The organism is Streptomyces sp. AcH 505 (assembly GCF_000818175.1).
Taxonomy (GTDB): Bacteria; Actinomycetota; Actinomycetes; order Streptomycetales; family Streptomycetaceae; genus Streptomyces.
Window position 1 is genome coordinate 3802350 of record NZ_JTIY01000001.1, and the last position, 19637, is coordinate 3821986.

Annotated in this window: 18 protein-coding genes and 2 pseudogenes; 19 read left to right on the plus strand and 1 reads right to left on the minus strand. The window is 70.0% G+C overall.

Annotation, left to right across the window (positions count from 1 at the left end; translation table 11 throughout):
- From HY68_RS45210 to HY68_RS17410, 13 genes and pseudogenes are all read left to right on the plus strand, one after another.
- A pseudogene (locus HY68_RS45210) lies at nt 1–664 on the plus strand (hypothetical protein); the annotation flags it as partial.
- A gap of 170 nt (nt 665–834) precedes the next feature.
- Nucleotides 835–2052 (plus strand): glycosyltransferase family 2 protein, encoded by a 1218-nt coding sequence (locus HY68_RS17355; RefSeq protein ID WP_041989838.1) that lies wholly within the window; start codon nt 835–837, stop codon nt 2050–2052.
- Between the two features lie 219 nt (nt 2053–2271).
- Nucleotides 2272–3339 (plus strand): glucose-1-phosphate thymidylyltransferase, encoded by a 1068-nt coding sequence (locus HY68_RS17360; protein ID WP_041989841.1) that lies wholly within the window; start codon nt 2272–2274, stop codon nt 3337–3339.
- Nucleotides 3336–4361: a dTDP-glucose 4,6-dehydratase gene (gene rfbB, locus HY68_RS17365; RefSeq protein WP_041989844.1), complete on the plus strand. Its 1026-nt coding sequence runs from the start codon at nt 3336–3338 to the stop codon at nt 4359–4361. The genes HY68_RS17360 and rfbB overlap by 4 nt, the downstream gene beginning before the upstream one ends.
- A complete protein-coding gene (gene rfbD / locus HY68_RS17370; protein WP_078863654.1) occupies nt 4358–5260 on the plus strand; it encodes a dTDP-4-dehydrorhamnose reductase in 903 nt (300 codons plus the stop codon). Before rfbB ends, rfbD begins: the two co-directional genes overlap by 4 nt.
- Before the next feature lie 82 nt (nt 5261–5342).
- On the plus strand, nt 5343–6137 hold the full coding sequence (locus tag HY68_RS17375; RefSeq protein ID WP_041989846.1) for a methyltransferase type 11: 795 nt from the start codon (nt 5343–5345) through the stop codon (nt 6135–6137).
- A 227-nt stretch (nt 6138–6364) separates the two neighbouring features.
- A complete protein-coding gene (locus tag HY68_RS17380; protein WP_041989849.1) occupies nt 6365–8368 on the plus strand; it encodes a glycosyltransferase in 2004 nt (667 codons plus the stop codon).
- Nucleotides 8369–8444: 76 nt separating this feature from the next.
- Nucleotides 8445–9041 carry a dTDP-4-dehydrorhamnose 3,5-epimerase gene (gene rfbC / locus HY68_RS17385; RefSeq protein ID WP_041989852.1) on the plus strand — a complete coding sequence of 199 codons (597 nt, stop codon included), beginning with the start codon at nt 8445–8447 and terminating at the stop codon, nt 9039–9041.
- A 125-nt stretch (nt 9042–9166) separates the two neighbouring features.
- The gene (gene proB, locus HY68_RS17390; RefSeq protein WP_041996389.1) at nt 9167–10273 is read left to right on the plus strand and encodes a glutamate 5-kinase; all 1107 of its coding nucleotides are present in this window, start codon (nt 9167–9169) and stop codon (nt 10271–10273) included.
- A gap of 144 nt (nt 10274–10417) precedes the next feature.
- A pseudogene (locus HY68_RS17395) lies at nt 10418–10916 on the plus strand (hypothetical protein).
- A gap of 100 nt (nt 10917–11016) precedes the next feature.
- Entirely contained in the window at nt 11017–12300 is a 1284-nt protein-coding gene (locus HY68_RS17400; protein ID WP_041989856.1) for a glutamate-5-semialdehyde dehydrogenase, read from the plus strand.
- Nucleotides 12301–12396: 96 nt separating this feature from the next.
- Nucleotides 12397–12984 carry a hypothetical protein gene (locus tag HY68_RS17405; protein WP_041989858.1) on the plus strand — a complete coding sequence of 196 codons (588 nt, stop codon included), beginning with the start codon at nt 12397–12399 and terminating at the stop codon, nt 12982–12984.
- A 90-nt stretch (nt 12985–13074) separates the two neighbouring features.
- Nucleotides 13075–14175: a hypothetical protein gene (locus HY68_RS17410; RefSeq protein WP_041989862.1), complete on the plus strand. Its 1101-nt coding sequence runs from the start codon at nt 13075–13077 to the stop codon at nt 14173–14175.
- 53 nt (nt 14176–14228) lie between these two features.
- On the opposite strand, the gene HY68_RS17415 is transcribed toward HY68_RS17410, so the two are convergent.
- Complete coding sequence (locus HY68_RS17415; protein ID WP_041989864.1) at nt 14229–15341, minus strand: M48 family metallopeptidase; 1113 nt, start codon at nt 15339–15341, stop codon at nt 14229–14231.
- Between the two features lie 127 nt (nt 15342–15468).
- On the opposite strand from HY68_RS17415, the gene HY68_RS43810 reads away from it, so the two are divergent.
- The 6 genes from HY68_RS43810 to HY68_RS17445 all read left to right on the plus strand — a co-directional run bounded on the left by HY68_RS43810 (nt 15469) and on the right by HY68_RS17445 (nt 19542).
- Nucleotides 15469–15636, plus strand: a complete 168-nt coding sequence (locus HY68_RS43810; protein WP_041989867.1) for a hypothetical protein — start codon at nt 15469–15471, stop codon at nt 15634–15636.
- An 83-nt stretch (nt 15637–15719) separates the two neighbouring features.
- On the plus strand, nt 15720–15878 hold the full coding sequence (locus HY68_RS43815; protein WP_041996392.1) for a hypothetical protein: 159 nt from the start codon (nt 15720–15722) through the stop codon (nt 15876–15878).
- Nucleotides 15879–15916: 38 nt separating this feature from the next.
- A complete protein-coding gene (nadD, locus tag HY68_RS17430; RefSeq protein WP_078863655.1) occupies nt 15917–16576 on the plus strand; it encodes a nicotinate-nucleotide adenylyltransferase in 660 nt (219 codons plus the stop codon).
- 19 nt (nt 16577–16595) lie between these two features.
- Nucleotides 16596–18320, plus strand: a complete 1725-nt coding sequence (locus HY68_RS17435) for an LCP family protein (protein WP_041989873.1) — start codon at nt 16596–16598, stop codon at nt 18318–18320.
- A gap of 125 nt (nt 18321–18445) precedes the next feature.
- Nucleotides 18446–18892, plus strand: a complete 447-nt coding sequence (gene rsfS / locus HY68_RS17440) for a ribosome silencing factor (RefSeq protein ID WP_041989876.1) — start codon at nt 18446–18448, stop codon at nt 18890–18892.
- Complete coding sequence (locus HY68_RS17445) at nt 18889–19542, plus strand: histidine phosphatase family protein (protein WP_041989879.1); 654 nt, start codon at nt 18889–18891, stop codon at nt 19540–19542. Before rsfS ends, HY68_RS17445 begins: the two co-directional genes overlap by 4 nt.
- The last annotated feature ends 95 nt before the right edge of the window (nt 19543–19637 follow it).

Sequence of the window (19637 nt, forward strand, 5' to 3'; positions counted from 1 at the left end):
CGCCGAGCTGACGGCGCCCGGCCGGTCCGGCGGGGACGAGTCGGAGGGGTCGCGGGTCGCCCTCGCCGACCAGGACCGGCTCGACGAGGCCAAGCGGCTGCGTGACGAGTGGAACGCCGCCTACTGGCGTTCCTTCGGCTGGTGGGAGCACAAGGTCGTCACCGGCGCCGAGCCCAAGCTGTACGACTGCTTCAACGAGACCGACGGCATGGTCTCGGACATCTCCAGCGTGGTGTCGGACTTCATCGCGAGCGGCAAGCCGTACGCGGTCACCGACTCGGCGGCACTGGGCGCCGAGGAGTTCAAGCGGCAGAACACCGCCGTACGGGCCGCCGTGATCCTGTCCAACAGCGCGCAGGAGCTGGACGAGCTGCTGGCGGCTGTCGCCGACCCGGCATCCGACCCGCTCACCGAGCGCAGGGCCGAGCTGAAGCGCTATCTGCTCGGTCCCGACGAGCCGACGTCGATGGAGCAGTTCGACGCCGCTGTGGCCGCACTGGCCGAGAAGGCCGAGGTGCGCAACGTGGGTGTGCGCAAGCGGCTGGCGGAGCCCGAGGAGGCGGCGGGTCTCGACGACTCGGCGCCGGAGGCGGACCCGGCGGACTCGGACGACCCGTCGGCGGACAGCGAGCGGAACTCGCACGACTCGCCCGTAGGGGGCTGAGCGTCCCGGTAGGCGCGGAACCCGGCGGTGCCGTCCTCGGACGGCGCCGCCGGTTTTTTCGTGCGGTACTGGTCATAGCGGGCGTGATCGCGGCCCCTTGTGACAGGCCTCACACAGACTGAGGAGATGACAGGACAACCAACATTGCGTTCATCCTGTCTTGAGATTTGATGAATAACATGCCAGCTCCTGACGTAAGCGTGATCATTGGGGCATACGAAGCGATGCCCTATCTGACCCGCTGCCTGGAGTCGGTGGCAGCCCAGACGCTGGACGCCGACCGCATCGAGATCGTCGCCGTCGACGACGGCTCCACCGACGGCACGGCGGAGTACCTGGACAGCTTCGCCGCCGACTCGGCCATCCCGACGAGGGTGCTGCACCAGGCCAACTCCGGAGGTCCCAGCGGACCGCGCAACGTGGGCCTGGGCATGGCGCGCGGCCGGTTCGTCTTCTTCCTCGACGCCGACGACTACCTGGGTCCCGAGGCGCTGGAGCGGCTGGTCGCCATGGCGGACAAGGCCGGTACCGACGTAGTGGCCGGCAAGGCGGAGGGCGTCAACCGGGTGGCTCCCCGGTCGATGTGGACCCGTACGACCGAGCGCGTCAACATCTACAACTCCCGGATCATGTACGCGCTGAGCGCCCAGAAGCTCTTCCGGCGCGAGCTGCTCGTACGCCGCGGCATGCGCTTCGACGAGACGCTGCGCACCGGCGAGGACGCCGTGTTCACCATGGAGGCGTTCCTGTGCGGCAACGGTGTGTCGGTGGTCGCCGACTACACCTGCTACTACCTGGTCGGCCGTACGGACGGCAAGCACGCGACGCAGAGCGGCAGCCACGTCGACAGGTTCGAGTCGGCAGCCGCCCTGATGAAACTGATCACCGAGCATGCCGCGCCCGGTTCGAAGACGGAGAAGCTGCTGGTCAGGCCGTTCACCGTCACGCTGGTCCAGCAGTTCAAGCACCAGCTGCTGCGGGAGTCCGAGGAGGTCAGACAGCAGAAGATGGAGCTGGCCGCCCCGTTGATGGAGCGCTACTGGACCCCGGGTGTCGCGAAGCGGCTGCGGGTCGCCGACCGGCTGAGACTCGAATGCGTCGCGCTGGGCCGGCTCGACGTGCTGATGGACGTGGTCGAGTTCATGACGGCGAAGAAGGTGCCCGAGGTGGTGCGCAGGGGCCGCGAGCGCACGCCGTACCTCGCCTACCCGCACTTCAGGAGCCGCAAGGCCGGCATCCCGGACGCCGCGTACGAGGTCACCGTGGCCGAGAAGGTGGGCGACGAGCGGGTGGAACCGTCGAAGGGGATCGTCGGGCGCACCTCCATGGCGCGCAGGGTGGCCCGCCGGCTCCGTACCCGGCTACGGGGCGTGTCCGCGTCGGCTTGACGCGTGGCGAGTGCTCGCCGGCCGACTGACGTAGGGTCGGTTTGGCGAGCCAATTCGGTCTGTTGCAGCATGAGTTGACGTCAACAATCGACCGTACGGGGCGGCCGGAAGACCCACTGCCGGGGATACGGCTCATGGCCGCGCCGGAAATCGTGGGTAAAGTCGGACTGCCGGGCGACGCCCGGACCGCAACGTCATTCTCGGCAGGGGATACGCATAGTGAAGGCTCTCGTACTTTCCGGTGGAGCGGGTACCCGCCTGCGCCCCATCACGCACACCTCGGCCAAACAGCTCGTCCCCGTGGCGAACAAGCCGGTGCTCTTCTACGGCCTGGAGGCCATCGCCGAGGCGGGCATCACCGAAGTGGGGGTGATCGTCGGCGACACGGCCGAGGAGATCCAGGAGGCGGTCGGCGACGGCTCGCAGTTCGGGATCAAGGTCACCTACCTCCAGCAGGAGGCGCCGCTGGGCCTCGCCCACGCCGTCCTGATCGCCCGCGACTTCCTCGCCGACGACGACTTCGTCATGTACCTCGGTGACAACTTCATCGTCGGCGGCATCACCGGGCTGGTGGACGGCTTCCGCGAGGAGCGCCCCGAGGCCCAGATCCTGCTGACCCGGGTGCCCAACCCGACCTCCTTCGGTGTCGCGGAACTCGACGCCGACGGCCGGGTCGTGGCCCTGGAGGAGAAGCCGGAGAAGCCCAAGAGCGATCTGGCGCTCGTCGGCGTCTATCTCTTCACCCCTGCCGTCCACGAGGCGGTGCGCTCCATCGAGCCGTCCTGGCGCGGCGAGCTGGAGATCACCCACGCCATCCAGTGGCTGATCGACCAGCGGCGGGACGTACGGTCCACGACGATCTCCGGGTACTGGAAGGACACCGGGAACGTCACGGACATGCTGGAGGTCAACCGCTCGGTGCTGGAGCGGCTGGAGCCGAGCTGCGAGGGCACGGTCGACGAGGCCAGCGAGATCGTGGGCCGGGTCAGGATCGAGAAGGGCGCCAAGGTCACCGGCAGCCGCATCGTGGGACCCGCGATCATCGGCGCCGGCACGGTCGTCTGCGACGCGTACGTCGGCCCCTTCACCTCGGTCTCCGAGGGGTGCACCATCAACGACAGCGAGATCGAGTACTCGATCGTGCTGCGGGACTCCTCCATCGTCGGTGTGCGCCGTGTCGAGACCTCCCTGATCGGCCGCAACGTCGAGGTGACCCCCGCCCCCCGCAACCCGTCCGTCCACCGACTCGTCCTCGGCGACCACAGCAAGGTGCAGATCTCTTCATGACGACTTCCGCGACGCCCACCCGCATCCTGGTGACCGGCGGCGCCGGCTTCATCGGCTCGCACTACGTCCGTACGGTCCTCGGCCCGCAGGGGCCGGGCGATGTCGCCGTCACCGTCCTCGACAAGCTCACCTACGCGGGCAACCCCGCCAATCTCGACGAGGTGCGCGCCCACCCCGGCTTCTCCTTCGTCGAGGGCGACATCTGCGACCCGGAGCTGGTCGGCAAGCTGATGGCCGACCACGACCAGGTGGTGCACTTCGCCGCGGAGTCGCACGTCGACCGGTCCATCGACGGCGGCGCCGAGTTCGTCCGGACGAACGTGGTGGGCACCCACACCCTGATCGACGCCGCGCACCGCGCCGGGATCAAGACCTTCGTGCACATCTCCACCGACGAGGTGTACGGCTCGATCGACGAGGGCTCCTGGCCCGAGACGGACCCGCTGGCGCCCAACTCGCCCTATTCGGCGGCGAAGGCGTCCAGCGATCTGATCGCTTTGTCGTACCACCGCACCCACGGCCTCGACGTGCGGGTGACCCGCTGCTCCAACAACTACGGGCACCACCACTTCCCCGAGAAGGTCATCCCGCTGTTCATCACGAACCTGCTGGACGGCAAGAAGGTCCCGCTGTACGGCGACGGCGGGAACGTGCGGGACTGGCTGCACATCGACGACCACGTGCAGGGCATCGAGCTGGTCCGTACGAAGGGGAAGGCCGGTGAGGTCTACAACATCGGCGGCGGCACGGAAATGTCCAACAAGGAGCTGACGGGCCTCCTGCTGGACGCCTGCGGCGCCGACTGGGACACCAGCGTCGAGTACGTGACCGACCGCAAGGGCCACGACCGCCGCTACTCCGTGGACTGCGCCAAGATCCGCGACGAGCTGGGCTACGAGCCCCGCAAGGACTTCGCCACCGGCCTCGCCGAGACCGTCCGCTGGTACCGCGACAACCGGGACTGGTGGGAACCGCTGAAGGAGCGCGCGGCGCTCGCCCCGGCCGCGGCGGTACGGGCGTGAGCGGCAGCTGGCTGGTCACCGGAGCCGGCGGCATGCTGGGTCAGGATCTGCTGGCCCGCAGGGCGGCCGTCGGAGCGCCCGCTGTCGGTCTGGACCGCACCGCCCTGGACATCACCGACCCGGCCGCCGTACGGGCCGCCCTGGCGGCGCACAGCCCCGCACTGGTCGTCAACTGCGCCGCCTGGACGGCCGTTGACGACGCGGAGGCCAAGGAGGACCAGGCGCTCGCCGTGAACGGGACAGGGCCGCGGGTGCTCGCCGAGGCGTGCCGCGAGGCCGGCGCCGTCCTGCTCCAGGTCTCCACGGACTACGTGTTCGCGGGCGACGCCGTGAAGCCGTACGCGGAGGACGCCCCCACCGACCCGCGCAGCGCCTACGGCCGTACGAAGGAGGCCGGGGAGCGCGCCGTGCTCGACGTGCTGCCGCAGACGGGCTACGTCGTCCGTACGGCATGGCTGTACGGCGCGGGCGGCGGCAATTTCGTCCGAACGATGATGCGGCTCGAAGCGGTCAAGGACACACTCGATGTGGTGAATGACCAGCGCGGTCAGCCCACTTGGACGGTGGATCTGGCCGAGCGGCTGAGCGACCTCGGTGAAGCGGCCCTCGCGGGCAGCGCGCCGGCCGGGGTGTACCACGGCACCAGCGCCGGGGAGACGACCTGGTTCGGGCTGACCCAGGAGATCTTCCGGCTGCTCGGCGCCGATCCGGACCGGGTGCGGCCGACTACCAGCGCCGAGTTCGTACGCCCCGCGCCTCGCCCGGCGTACAGCGTGCTCGGACACGATCGCTGGCGTGAGGCTGATCTCATTCCGATGCGGAACTGGCAGGTCGCGCTGGGGGAAGCGTTCCCCGCGCTGCTCGCCGCAGAGGGCCGAAGTACGGTTACTGGCCAGTAGAAGTTTACGTGCTGTCCGCCGAGGGGCTAACTTCGCTCAGAATCAAGGCTTCCATGTTTGATTCTCAGTGAAGGGCACCTCAGTGGACCGCCACGGCTTCCTGCGCCAACTGCACCGCGTCTACAAACCCCGCAACTACCTGGAGATCGGGGTCAACGACGGGCGCAGCCTGGCGCTGTCCCGCGTCCCCTCCGTCGCAGTGGACCCCGCCTTCAAGGTCGTGAAGGCGCTCAGCTGCGACGTCCATCTGGTGCGCGCGACGAGCGACGACTTCTTCGCCCGCAAGGACCCGCTGCTGCACCTGCGTCCCGGCCGTAACCCGTTCCGCGCGCTGGCCCGCAAGGACCCCCTCGCGCTCCTCGGCGGCGACCCGACGCTGGAGCTGTCGTTCATCGACGGCATGCACCTGTTCGAGTTCGCCCTGCGCGACTTCATGAACGTCGAGCGCCACGCCCGCTGGTCCAGCGTCGTCGTGCTCGACGACATGCTGCCCCGCAACATCGACGAGGCCGCGCGCGACCGGCACACCGACGCCTGGACCGGCGACGTCTACAAGGTCGCCCAGGTGCTCCGCCGCTTCCGCCCCGACCTGCTGGTGGTCGAGGTCGACACGGCGCCCACCGGCGTCCTGGTGATCTTCGGGATGGACCCGACGAACACCGTCCTCAAGGACAACTACGACGACATCATCAAGGAGTACGTCGTCCCGGACCCGCAGGCGGTCCCCGACGAGACGCTCGTCCGCAAGAACGCCGTCGCTCCGGAGACCCTGCTCGGCGCGAGCTTCTGGCGCCAGCTCTCGCGCGCACGCGACCTGCGCCGCCCGCGCTCGACATTCACGCAGCTGCGCCGGCAGATCGAGTCGGTCGGACACTGAACGTGTCCGTCGCGCCGTAAGTGACCGCCGGGGCCGATTAGCACCATCGGTCCCGGCGGTCTTTCAGCTCCGCCCGCCCCGCCGCGCGTTGGGCTTGATCGCCACGTGACGGAAGTGTGCGGGAGTGAGGGCGCAATTAGTCCGCCCGGGATCCGGGGGATATTCTGACCGAACGTGATCCCGGAGTCAGACGTCGGGGCGCCTTCTGACGAGTTGGGGCTTGTTCAATGTCGGTCAAGGTCAGTGTGGTCATTCCGGTGTACAACCCGGGCCGGTACATCGAGGACTGCATCGAGTCCCTTCTGCGCCAGAGCCTGCCGGACGACGAATACGAAGCGATCTTCGTGAACGACGGCTCCACCGACGAGACCCCCGCCCGGCTCGACCAACTGGCCGCCGAGCACGAGCATGTGCAGGTCATTCATCAGGAGCCGTCCGGCTGGTCCGGCAAGCCCCGCAATGTCGGAATCGCCGCCGCTCGCGGCGAGTTCGTCATGTTCGTCGACAACGACGACTGGCTCGGCGACGAGGCCCTTGAGCGCATGTACGAGTACGGCGTCGCCAACGAGGCGGATGTGATCATCGGAAAGATGGCAGGGAAAGGCAGGCCCGTTCCCCTCCAGCTCTTCCGGGTCAATCGGCCGCGTGCCAACGTCGACAATGCGCCGCTGATCGACAGTCTCACGCCCCACAAAATGTTTCGCAAAGATTTCCTCGACAAGCACGCGATTCGATTCAAGGAGGGTCGCAGGCGCCTTGAGGACCATGTCTTCGTCGCCGAGACCTATCTGCTCGCCTCCAGCGTCGCGGTGCTCAGCGATTACGTGTGTTATTACCACGTAAAGCGTGAGGACGCCTCCAACGCGGGGTTCCAGCGATTCGATCCGGTGGGTTACTTCACGAATCTCCGCGAGGCGCTCGACGTCGTCGAACGCAACACGCAGCCGGGCCCGCTGCGGGACAAGCTCTACCGCCGCTGGCTGCGCAACGAGATGGTGGAACGGCTGCGCGGCACCCGCCTGACGACCCTGCCCGACGACTACCGCAAAGAGCTGTTCGACGAGATCAGCGCCGTGGTCAACGAGCGCATGACCAGCCCCGCCATCGCCGCCGGCATGCAGCCCACGCAGCAGATCGTCGCCGCGCTCGTCGCCGCGGGCAAGTTCGCCGAGACCGAGGAACTCGCCCGCTGGGAAGGGGAGATCAGGCCCACCGGGCGGCTGGAGGAGATGAGCTGGGACGGCGGCAGGCTCAACCTCCGCGTCACCGCCGAGTACGAGGTCGCGCACGCCCCGATCACCTTCCGCACCGAGGACGGCGAGGACCAGCTCAACCTCCCGTTCGACGCGGCGACCCTCGAAGCGGTACGCGCGGCCGGGGCCAGCACCCGCGCCACGGTCGACCAGGCCGACGCCAGCATCGTCGTACGGGAACGCACCACGGCCGCCGAGTTCTACCTGCCCGCAGAACTGGTCCGTGAGCGGGTGCCCGCGCCGGACGGCGCCGACGACACCCACTTCCGGCTGCTGCTGCGCGCCACGTCGTACCTCGACCCGGAGACCGCCGCCGGCGGCTCGCCGCTCGGCCCCGGCATCTGGGACTTCTACGTACGGGTCAACGCCTGCGGCTGGGGCAAGACGGCCCGGCTCGGCTCGCTGCGCGCCGGCTCCGTCGACACGGCCCGGCGGGGAGCGCTCAGCGGGACGCCGGCCCGGCTCGTCCTGCCGTACTGGACCGACCCGTACAACAACCTGTCGCTCGATGTCGACCACGCGACCAACCGGTTCAACGCCGACGTCAGGGCGCTGACCCCCGACGGCGTCACCCTGAAGACCGAACGCGGCTCGGCCGCGCGGCTGTCCTTCCCGCTGCCGCTGCGGGTGACCGGCGACACCGACGCCACGCTGCGGTTCAAGGCACCGGCCCGCTCGGACGACGTGCAGGTCCCGGCCGTCCTCGCCCCCGCCGGCGAGGGCGCCGTCCTCACCGCCGAACTGCCCGCGACCCTGCTCGCCGGACGGGACTGGGAGATCGAGCTGGGCCTGCCGTCAGCGAAGCGCGGCGCCCCGCGCTTCACCCTGCTGCCGGTCGGCCTGCGGGTCGCCAAGCACGGCAGGGCGACGGCGCTGCCCGCCGCGCAGCTCGCCGGCACCGGCCGCAAGCGGGCCACGGCACGCTCCCTGCCGCGCCGGGTGCTCGGCCGTATCCGCCGCGCGCTCGTCAGGTCCTGACCGACCCACCGACGCCGGGCCCGACCGGCGGCAGATCCCGAACCACGGAAAACCGAGCCGAGGAAAAGCACGCACTATGCGACCTCTGTCCATCGAAGGCGCCTGGGTACACGAGCCGAAGATCTTCCCCGACGACCGGGGTTCCTTCCACGAGTGGTTCCAGGCACCCGGCTTCCGCGAGGCCACAGGCCACGACCTGAACCTCGCCCAGGCCAACTGCTCCGTCTCCCGGCGCGGCACGCTCCGGGGCATCCACTACGCCGATGTGCCGCCCAGCCAGGCCAAGTACGTGAAATGCGTGAGCGGCGCCGTCCTCGACCTGATCGTGGACATCCGGGTCGGCTCGCCGACGTACCGGCAGTGGGAGATCGTCCGGCTGGACAGCGAGACCCATCACGCGGTCTACCTCTCCGAAGGGCTGGGACACGCGTTCCTCGCGCTGACCGACGACGCGACCGTGGTCTACCTCTGCTCCGAGGGCTACGCGCCCACCCGCGAGCACGGCATCGACCCGCTCGACCCGGACCTCGCGATCGACTGGCCGCAGGACATCACCCCGCTCCTGTCGCCGAAGGACGCCGAGGCGCCCACACTCGCCGAGGCCGAGCGGCAGGGTCTGCTGCCCCGCTACGAGGACTGCGTCGCCTTCAGGACCGGACTGTCCACCCCCTGAAAGGCCGCGCCGCCGCGCACTGAGGTGCGCGTACGCTGCTCAGCCGGGACGCGGACCGGACAGCGAGAGCAGAGGCAGCGCACGTGGCAGCGGCACGACAGGACGCAGTGACACGGCAGGACGTGGTGGCGGGGGCCCACCGGATCGTCGTCAAGGTCGGCTCCTCGTCACTCACCACCGCGGCGGGCGGGCTCGACGCCGACCGGGTCGACGCGCTCGTGGACGCGCTCGCCGCCGTGCGGGGCGGCGGCGAGAAGGAGATCGTGCTGGTCTCCAGCGGTGCCATCGCCGCAGGACTCGCCCCGCTCGGTTTCCCCCGGCGCCCCAGGGACCTGGCCCGCCAGCAGGCCGCCGCCAGCGTCGGCCAGGGGCTGCTGGTGGCCCGCTACACCGCGTCGTTCGCGCGCTACGGCGTACGGGTCGGGCAGGTGCTGCTGACCTCCGACGACACCAGCCGCCGCGCCCACTACCGCAACGCGTACGCCACCTTCGACCAGCTCCTCGGGATGGGCGTCGTGCCCGTCGTCAACGAGAACGACACCGTCGCCACCGACGAGATCCGCTTCGGCGACAACGACCGGCTCGCCGCGCTCGTCGCCCATCTCGTCCGGGCCGACCTGCTTGTCCTGCTCTCCGACGTCGACGGCCTGTACGACGGCGACCCGAGCACGGCGGGCACCTCCCGGATCGCCGAGGTGCACGGCCCTGCCGACCTGGCCGGCATCTCCATCGGCAGCACGGGCAAGGCCGGGCTCGGCACCGGCGGGATGGCCACCAAGGTCGAGGCGGCCAGGATCGCGGCCGCCGCGGGCGTGCCCGTCGTGCTGACCTCGGCCAGCCACGCCGCCGACGGGCTCGCGGGACGCGACACCGGCACGTACTTCCACGCCACCGGACGCCGCTCGGCCGGCCGGCTGCTGTGGCTCGCGCACGCCTCCGCGCCGCGCGGCGCGCTCACCCTCGACGAAGGCGCCGTACGGGCCGTCGTCGAGCGGCACAGCTCACTGCTGGCCGCCGGGATCGCCGCCGTCGAGGGGGAGTTCAGCGCGGGCGACCCCGTCGAGCTGCGCGACCCCGCGGGCAGCGCCGTCGCGCGCGGCCTCGTCAACTTCGACGCCAAGGAGATCCCGCAGCTCCTCGGCCGCTCCACCCGCGACCTGGCACGCGAACTCGGGCCCGCCTACGAGCGCGAGGTCGTACACAGGGACGATCTGGTGATCCTCCGCCCCTGAAGCGCCCCTGGAGCGCCCCCGGTTCGGCTGAAACTCCGGTCTTCTCCGTCGGAGCTTTAGCAAAACCACCCCGCGTCCACCGAAGGACTGGTCAACTTTGTCTCGGGGGTAGGAAGTCTCGGGGGTACCGAACGGGGTAGCACGATGAGCAGCAACAGGAGGCCGCCGGTGAGGCGAGTTCGCCCGGGAGCGGTCGGCCAGGAACGGGCGCTCACCAGCGTCCAGGCGGGGGACGATTTCGACGACGAGCAGATGTCCGAAGCGCGGCCGGCGCCCGACGTCCGGGGGGGAAGAGCGCCAGATGTCGAAGCTGTGGCACATCACCCTCAGCGTCTCCGGCGGCGAGGCGCCGCTGACCGAGGTCAGGCGCGCGCTCGAACAGCTCGCCCACGACCATCCCTTCCTGCTGACCAGCAGATACGCCAACGACCACGCGGAGATCCGCTACTGGGAAGAGGCCAGGGACCTGCACGACGCCGCCGCTGTCGCGCTGCGGCTGTGGGGCGAGCACCGCTCCACGGCGAAACTGCCGCCCTGGGAGATCGTCGGCCTGGAGGTCATCGACCGTGAGACGTATCACCTCCGGATAGCGGAGGGGTACGGTCCGCCGCCGGCGGCGCCGGTGGGGGTGCACCCCTTCTGAGCCGTCCCGCCGAGCCCGGCCGGCCAGGACCCCGGCCGCCGGTGTCTCGGAGTACGGGATATGTGCGGAACGCCCACAGGAGTCGCACTACCCTGCGGGCATGACCTCGCTCTCGCCGTACGACAACCTCTCACCTGTCGTCAGGGCCGCCTACCGGTCCAGGTCGGCCGCCGCCGACATCGCCCCACTGCCGCGCGCGGCCAAGGACGACGCGCTGCTCGCGATCGCGGACGCGCTGGAGGTGCGTACGCACGAGATCGTCACGGCCAACGCCGAGGACGTGGAGCGTGCCAGGGAAGCCGGCACCAGCGAGGCGATCATCGACCGGCTGACCCTCACCCCCGAGCGGATCCGCGCCATCGCGGGTGACGTACGGGACGTGGCGGCGCTGCCCGACCCGGTCGGCGAGGTCGTCCGGGGCTCGACGCTCCCCAACGGGATCGACCTGCGGCAGGTCAGGGTGCCGCTCGGGGTCGTCGGGATCATCTACGAGGCCCGCCCCAACGTCACCGTGGACGCCGCGGCGCTCTGCCTGAAGTCCGGCAACGCGGTGCTGCTGCGCGGCTCGTCGTCCGCCATTTCGTCCAACACCGCGCTCGTCCGGGTCCTGCGCGACGCCGTCGGCGGCGCCGGGCTGCCCGCCGACGCCGTACAGCTCGTGCCCGGCGAGGGCAGGGACGCCGTACGGGAGCTGATGCGGGCGCGCGGCCTGGTCGACGTCCTGATCCCGCGCGGCGGCGCCTCGCTGATCCGTACCGTCGTCGAGGAGTCCACCGTCCCCGTCATCGAGACCGGGACGGGCAACTGCCATGTGTACGTGGACGCCGAGACCGATCTCGCCATGGCCGTCGACATCCTGATCAACTCCAAGGCGCAGCGGCCCAGCGTCTGCAACGCGGCGGAGACCCTGCTGGTCCACCAGGACATCGCGGCCGACTTCCTGCCGCGCGCCCTCGACGCGCTCGGCGACGCCGGGGTGACCGTGCACGCCGACGAGCGGGTGCTGGCGTACGCCGAAGCGACGAAGGCGAAGGTCGTCCCCGCCACGGCGGACGACTGGGAGACCGAGTACCTGTCGTACGACATCGCGGCGGCGGTGGTCGACTCGCTGGACGCGGCCGTGGGCCACATCCGGCTCTGGTCCTCCGGCCACACCGAGGCGATCGTCACCACGTCGCAGGCGGCGGCCCGCCGGTTCACCCAGCTGGTCGACTCGACGACGGTCGCCGTGAACGCGTCCACCCGGTTCACGGACGGCGGCCAGTTCGGCTTCGGCGCCGAGATCGGCATCTCCACCCAGAAGCTGCACGCCCGTGGGCCCATGGGGCTGCCGGAGCTGACGTCGACCAAGTACATCGTCACGGGCGACGGTCACACCCGGTAGCCGGCCCGCAGGGCGCGTCCTCGTACGGACGTCCGGGCGGGGTGAGACTTCCGACTCTCCCTGCCCAAAGCGACTCCACAGGTTTACTCTGGAACGGTGCCGGACGACGTGGGGGGCAAGCCGTTCCCGGACGGCTGGGAGCCTGACGACGACCGCGGAGGCGCGGACGAGGACTTCGCCTCCGTGGTGTTCGACGAGGACTTCATCCGTTCGGCGACCGTCCATGAACCGAGCGCCGTGGAGCGTCTGCTGGCGGCGGCTCAGGCCCGCGCCGAGGCGGAGGCCGCCAGGGCCCGCTCGGGCGGCGGCCAGCTGGACGACGAGCTCTACGAGGAGCTGTACGGCCCGGGGCGGGAGTACAGCAGGGCGTACGACGACGAGTACGACCCGGACGACCCCGACAGCCCCACAGGCCCTTACGGACGCCACGGCGGCGCGCTGCGCCCCTACCGCGGCCAGGCGCGCTGGCACCGGCCCGTGGCGTGGCTGCTCGCCGTGATCATGGGCATCGGGATGGTCGCGCTCGCCTTCACCGCCGTCTACCGCGGCGCCTCGTCGGGCAGTCGGCAGGACCGGGTGCCGCGCCCCGCGACGACGGGAATAGACGCACCGCGCTCGGACGGCCCATCGGCCTCCGCCGAATTTCCGACCCCCGCGGTCTCCGCCGTACCCCGCACCCACTGACCGGCCGGGCGAGCGGGGAAGCGCGTCCTTGTCGGAACTTGACCGGTAGCAGCGCGTTTACCAAGAGCAACCTTGACCTACCCTGAAAGTATGACAGGGCACGGAGACCCGCCGGATGGAACGCCCGACGGCGCCGCCGACGGGCTCCCCGGCGGCGACGACGAATACCGTTCGATCGTTTTCGACGAATCGTTTGTTCGCGCTGCCCGCCTCCAGGAGTTCTCGGCCCAGGAGCGCATGCGCGAGCGCGGCCACGCCGTACGCAGCCTGCCGTCGCGGGTCGTCAGGAGCGGACCGCGGCAGATCTTCACCCTGCTCGTCCTGATCTCGCTGGCCTTCGGCACCGCGATCTATCTGGGCGTCCGCCACCCCTACCGGGCCACGGGCTCGGGGAACCGCGCCATCAGCCAGCTGCGGATGACGGTCGTTCCGCTCGCACCGCGCAGGACCGTCCCCGGCGGCACCCCGGCGGACCTCCTCGCACACAGCCCCGCCGCCCAGTTCCGTCCCGGGGCTTCCGGCATCACGCTGCCCGACGTACGGCGCACGACGCACTACTCGGCGAGCCAGGTCGTGGCGGCGCTGACGACCGCCAAGGACTATCTCGTGGCGTCCTCGCTCGACCCCGAGGTGCTGACCGGGCAGTCCGTACGGCCGGTACGGGTGCTGCTCGACCCGGACCAGTCGGCGCAGTTCGACCGGAGCGTCGCCTCGCCCGCCAACGACGGTCTGCACGCGGCGCTCGGCTGGCTCGTACGCTTCGACGCCGCCAAGGTCGTGCCGACGGCCGCGGCGATCCGGGTCCAGGGCACGCTCCAGTACGCCGAGACGGCGGACCAGCGGCTCCAGGTGACGTCGAACCACACCTTCGTCTACGCGCTGCGGCCGGTGGCGGCGGCGAGCGCCGCCCTGCCGGACGCCTCGCTGTTCACCGTCCGCCGCGAACTGCACTTCGGCTTCGACTCCGAGGATCTGCAGAAGCACCGTACGGAACTGCAGCTCAGCGAGGTCCAGGCCGGGCCGCAGTCCTGCTCGGCCGCCGTGCCGGGCAGGATGACGCCGCTGCTCGCCGGTGATCCCGCGCCGACCGCGCCCGCCGCCGGCACCGACCCGTACGCGACAGGCGCGATGAACGCGTCGCTGTGCGGCGTACTGGCCCCGGCGGCGGAGCCGAGCCCGGCGGCCTCCTGAGCGCGACCGTGCGCCTGAGAGCCCCGGGCCCGGGGCACCGTCCGTGACCCGTTCTACGCCGTGTCTTCGGTGCCTTCCGTGCCGTCCGCCTTCGGCTCGTCCGTCTTCGCGGTGCCGGGCCGGCTGCCGTTGCCGCCGCCGGTGAACCTGCCGCGCAGCTTGCCGCCCAGATCCCCGGCGCCGCCCGCGATGTCACCGACCAGCTTCATCAGCGGGTCCTTGCTGTCGCGCACCGTGCCCGCGTAATGCGAGGCCGAGTCACGGAACGAGTCGGTGACCGACGCTTCCTTGTCCTCGTCGCGGCGCGGGTAGTGGCCGTCCATGATCCGCTGGTAGTCGCGGCTCTCCGCCCACTTCTTCAGCTCGGCGGCGCGCACCGTGGTGAACGGGTGCGAGCGCGGCAGCACGTTGAGGATCTTCAGCACGGAGTCCCGGAGGTCGCCGCCGCGCTCGTACTCCTCGGCCTGCGCCAGGAACGCGTCCACATTCATCTCGTGCAGGTGGTTGCCGCCCGCGATCTTCATCAGGCCCCGCATCGAGGCCCGCAGGTCCTGGCCGACCAGCAGCCCGGCCCGGTCGGCCGACAGCTCCGACTTACGGAACCACTCGCGCAGCGCCGTCACGATCGCCATGATCGCGACATTGCCGAGCGGGATCCAGGCGACCTTGAGCGCGAGCCCGGTGAGGAAGAGCAGGATCGTGCGGTACACAGAATGGCCGGAAAGCGCATGACCCGTCTCATGGCCGATGACCGCCCGCATCTCCTCCTCGTCCAGCAGCTCGACGAGCCCCGTCGTCAGCACGATGATCGGCTCGTCGAGACCGATGCACATCGCGTTGGGCTTGGGGTCCTGCGCCACGTACATCACCGGGACCTTCTCCAGGTCCAGGATGTAGCTGGCGTCCCGCAGCATCGCGTGCAGATGCGCGAACTGCGCCTCGCTGACCCGGACGGAGTCCGAGAGGAACAGCAGCCGCAGGCTGCGCTCGGGCAGCAGTCCGCTCAGCGCCTTGAACACCGTGTCGAAGCCGGTGAGCTTGCGCAGCGCGACCAGCGCCGAGCGGTCGGCGGGATGTTCGTAGGCCCGGGAGGAAATGCCGGGGAAGCGCTTGCGCTTACGCATCGGCACATTCTCGTGAGCTGCCTCGTGACCGTTTTCCGTCATGGATGCCCCCTGTTTCTTACGCGTCGTTTCTTACGCGTCCAACGCCCGTCCCCCTGCCGGATCCCAGCCTAGGTGCTGGGACTACCGTGTGGCGGGGGGCTGAAAAAGACCGAGGAGCACACCCGACATGCCGGAAACCGCCGTACTGCTGGCCGCCGCCGCATCGGACACCCATGGTCCTGGCGATACGCTGCGGATCGTGCTGCTCGTCTCCATGGTCGGGGCAGTCCTGCTCGCGTGGTTCCTGCTGCGTGGATACCGCGACAAGGACACCGACAACGACCCCAACGACTGAGTCGGCACGAGCGTGCCCGGGGCGCCCGCATACGATGTGCGCGAAGCCCCCGACCGACCCCTGACGAAAAGGTCCTGTTGAAGATGAGCCTCACCGGCACCGCAGCCAACCTGGTCACTCTCGCCGAGGGAGAGCACGGCGGCAACCACGAAAGCCTCAGCCCGTATCTGACCGGCGGGGGCGCGCTGTTCGTGCTGCTCCTCCTGCTGTGGGTCACCACCCGCTTCAACCGCGACCGCTGAGGCCGGGTCGAACCTCCGTGCCAGTAGGCTCTGCACGCATGGGAGAGCAGCAAACGCCCGCCGACCCGGGTTCCGCTTCTGATTCCGTTTCCGGCTCCGGCGCCGGCCGGGGCAGGCGCCGACTCGGCGTCATGGGCGGCACGTTCGATCCGATCCATCACGGACACCTGGTGGCGGCCAGTGAAGTGGCCGCCCTGTTCCACCTCGACGAGGTGATGTTCGTACCGACAGGTCAGCCGTGGCAGAAGAGCAAGAACGCGGTCTCACCGGCCGAGGACCGTTATCTGATGACGGTGATCGCGACCGCCTCCAACCCGCAGTTCTCCGTCAGCCGTATCGACATCGACCGGGGCGGACCGACGTACACGATCGACACCCTGCGGGATCTGCGGTCCGCCAACGACGAAGCGGACCTGTTCTTCATTACCGGCGCCGACGCGCTGTCACAGATCCTCACCTGGCGGGACCACGAAGAGCTGTTCTCGCTCTCCCACTTCATCGGGGTCACCCGGCCGGGCCACGACCTGACCGACGACGGGCTGCCCAAGGGCGGTGTCTCCCTGGTGGAGGTCCCGGCGCTGGCGATCTCGTCGACCGACTGCCGGGGGCGGGTCGCGAAGGGCGATCCTGTCTGGTATCTGGTTCCGGACGGTGTGGTGCGCTACATCGACAAGCGCCAGTTGTACCGCGGCGAGTGAGCCACGGAGAGGGGCACCGGTGAACGACCAGCAGCAGCCGTACGACCCGTACGACCCGTATTACGGACAGCCCCGGATCGTCGGATACGACGAGTACGGGCAGGCTGTGTACGAACAGCCCCAGCAGCCCCAGCAGCAGTACGACGCCTACGGGCAGCCGGTGTACCAGCAGCAGCCGCAGCAGACCCAGCAGCCGCAGCAGGCTCCGCAGCAGTACGACCCGTATGCCCAGCAGCCCCAGCAACAGCATCAACAGCAGCCGCAGCAACAGGGTTACGGCGGCTACGGCTACGACACGGGCCAGCAGCCGGCGGCGGTCGACACCACCCACCAGTGGGACATCCCCCAGCAGCAGCAACAGCAGCAGGCGTCGCAGCCTCAGCAGCAGCAACGGCAGGCGCCCGCGCCCGCCGAGGCGCCCGCCCCCGAGCAGCAGCCTCCCGCCGCCGTCCCCGGACAGCGCAGGCCCGACCAGGACCGCGACTACCGGACCGAGCAGTTCTCGTTCATCGAGGAGCCCGACGAGGACTCCGAGGACGTCATCGACTGGCTCAAGTTCAGCGAGAGCCGCTCCGAGCGGCGCGAGGAGGTCAAGCGCCGCGGTCGCAACCGCGTCGTCGCGCTCGTCGTCGCCGTCGTCCTGGTGGTCGCCGGCGGCGTCGGCTACCTCTGGTACGCGGGCAAGCTGCCGGGCGTCGGCGCGCCGGACAAGAAGGCGAACGTCGCGGTGGGGGCGCAGAAGCGCGACGTGATCGTCGTCCATCTGCACAACACGAAGGACAAGGCCACGTCCACGGCCCTGCTGGTCAACAACACCACGACCGGCCAGGGCACCACCGTGCTGCTGCCCAACTCCCTCTCCGTCGCCAACGACGACGGTACGAGCACCACGCTCGCCAAGTCCGTGGACGACGACGGCTCGGACGGCACCCGCGAGGCCATCGGCACGCTGCTCGGCACCAAGGTCACCGGCACCTGGCGGCTCGACACCCCTTACCTGGACAACCTCGTCGAACTCGTCGGCAACATCGACATGACGACCGACGTGACCGTGCCGGGAGCCAAGAAGGGCGAATCGCCCGAGGTCACGAAGGGCGAGAACCGCACGCTCAGCGGCAAGATGGCCGTCGCCTACGCCACGTACCGGGCGCCGGGCGAGGCCGAGGACAAGCAGCTGCAGCGGTTCGGGCAGGTGCTCCAGGCCGTGCTGCGCAAGATGTCCGACGATCCGCACGCCGCCACGATCACCGTGCAGACCCTGGCGCAGATCCTCGACCCGTCCATGACGGAGGCGGATCTGGGCGCCTCGCTGGCCAAGCTCGCCAAGCACGCCAAGGAAGGCGACTACAAGACGACGGTGCTGCCGGTCCAGCCGGACGGCACCCTCAGCGAGCAGGCGTCCAAGGGTGTGGTGAAGGACATCCTCGGCGGCACGGTCAGCGCTCCCGAGCAGGGCTCGGCCCTCCGGATCGGCGTGAAGAACGCCACCGGGAAGCAGGCGGCCGGGGACTCGGCACGGATCGCGCTGATCAACGCGGGCTACGGCTACGTGGACGCGGGCAAGGGCAGCGCGGTGACGTCGTCGCAGGTCACGTACAGCGACGAGAAGAACAAGGCGCAGGCGGTCGAGGCCGCCAAGACGCTCGGACTGCCGACGAGCGCGGTCAAGAAGGGCACGGCGGTGCCCACGGCGGACGTCTCGATCGTCCTCGGCACGGACTACAAGGCGCCACAGGCCGAGTAGCCCCCGTACCGCTCGACGACAGCCACGGCGGGGCCCTGACCGGCCCCGCCGTGGTTTTGTTGTGCGGGCCGTCGGCGGTCCGTGAGATCCTGGGGTTTTCCACGACCGTCGACGAAAGCCTGCTTGTGACCGCTACTGATCGCTCCATCGAGCTCGTCAACGCCGCCGCCCAGGCGGCGGCAGACCGGCTCGGCAACGACATCATCGCGTACGACGTCAGCGATGTGCTCTCCATCACCGATGCCTTCCTGCTCGCCTCCGCGCCCAACGACCGCCAGGTCAAGTCGATCGTCGACGAGATCGAGGAGCGGCTCCAGAAGGAGCTGGGCGCCAAGCCGGTACGCCGCGAGGGCGACCGGGACGCGCGCTGGATCCTCCTCGACTACGTCGACATCGTCGTGCACGTCCAGCACAGCGAGGAGCGTGTCTTCTACGCCCTTGAGCGGCTGTGGAAGGACTGCCCCGAGATCGCCCTGCCCGAGGACGCCGTCAAGACCCGCGGCAAGGACCAGCAGCCGGCAGGACAGGAGCCCGCGGGGGTCGCGGGTGACGCGGACGGAGACCTGAGCTGAACGGCAGCAGGAGCGGCAAGGGCCGCAAGATCGTCCTGTGGCGCCACGGCCAGACCGCCTGGAACGTCGAGGGCCGGTTCCAGGGCTCCACGGACATCGAGCTGACCGTCACCGGCGTCTCCCAGGCGCGCAGGGCCGCCCGGCTGCTGGCCTCGCTGAAGCCGGACGCGATCGTCGCGTCCGACCTTCGGCGGGCCTCGGCCACCGCGGCCGAGCTGGCGGCGGTCACCGGACTCGGTGTCTCGTACGACGCCGGGCTCCGTGAGACGTACGCGGGAGCCTGGCAGGGGCTGACCCACCAGGAGATCCTGGCCGGCTACGGCGAGCAGTACACCGCCTGGAAGCGCGGCGAGTCCGTGCGGCGCGGCGGCGGTGAGCTGGAGACCGAGGTGGCCGACCGGGCGGCGCCCGTCGTGCTCCGGCACGCCGAGAAGCTGCCCGAGGGCGGCACGCTCGTCGTGGTCAGCCACGGCGGCGCGATCCGCACCACGATCGGCCGGCTGCTCGGTCTTGAATCGCACCACTGGGAAGGGCTCGGCGGGCTGTCCAACTGCTGCTGGTCCGTCCTCGGCGAGGGTGCGCGCGGCTGGCGGCTGATGGAGCACAACGCCGGCACCCTGCCCGAACCGGTCCTCGGCGACGACGACTGAACCGCCCCTGGGCTGCGAAGGGACCGGATTTCACTTTCCGGCTGGTCCCACGCTAAAGTTCTTCTTGTTCGCAGCGCGGAGCGCGAAGAACACGC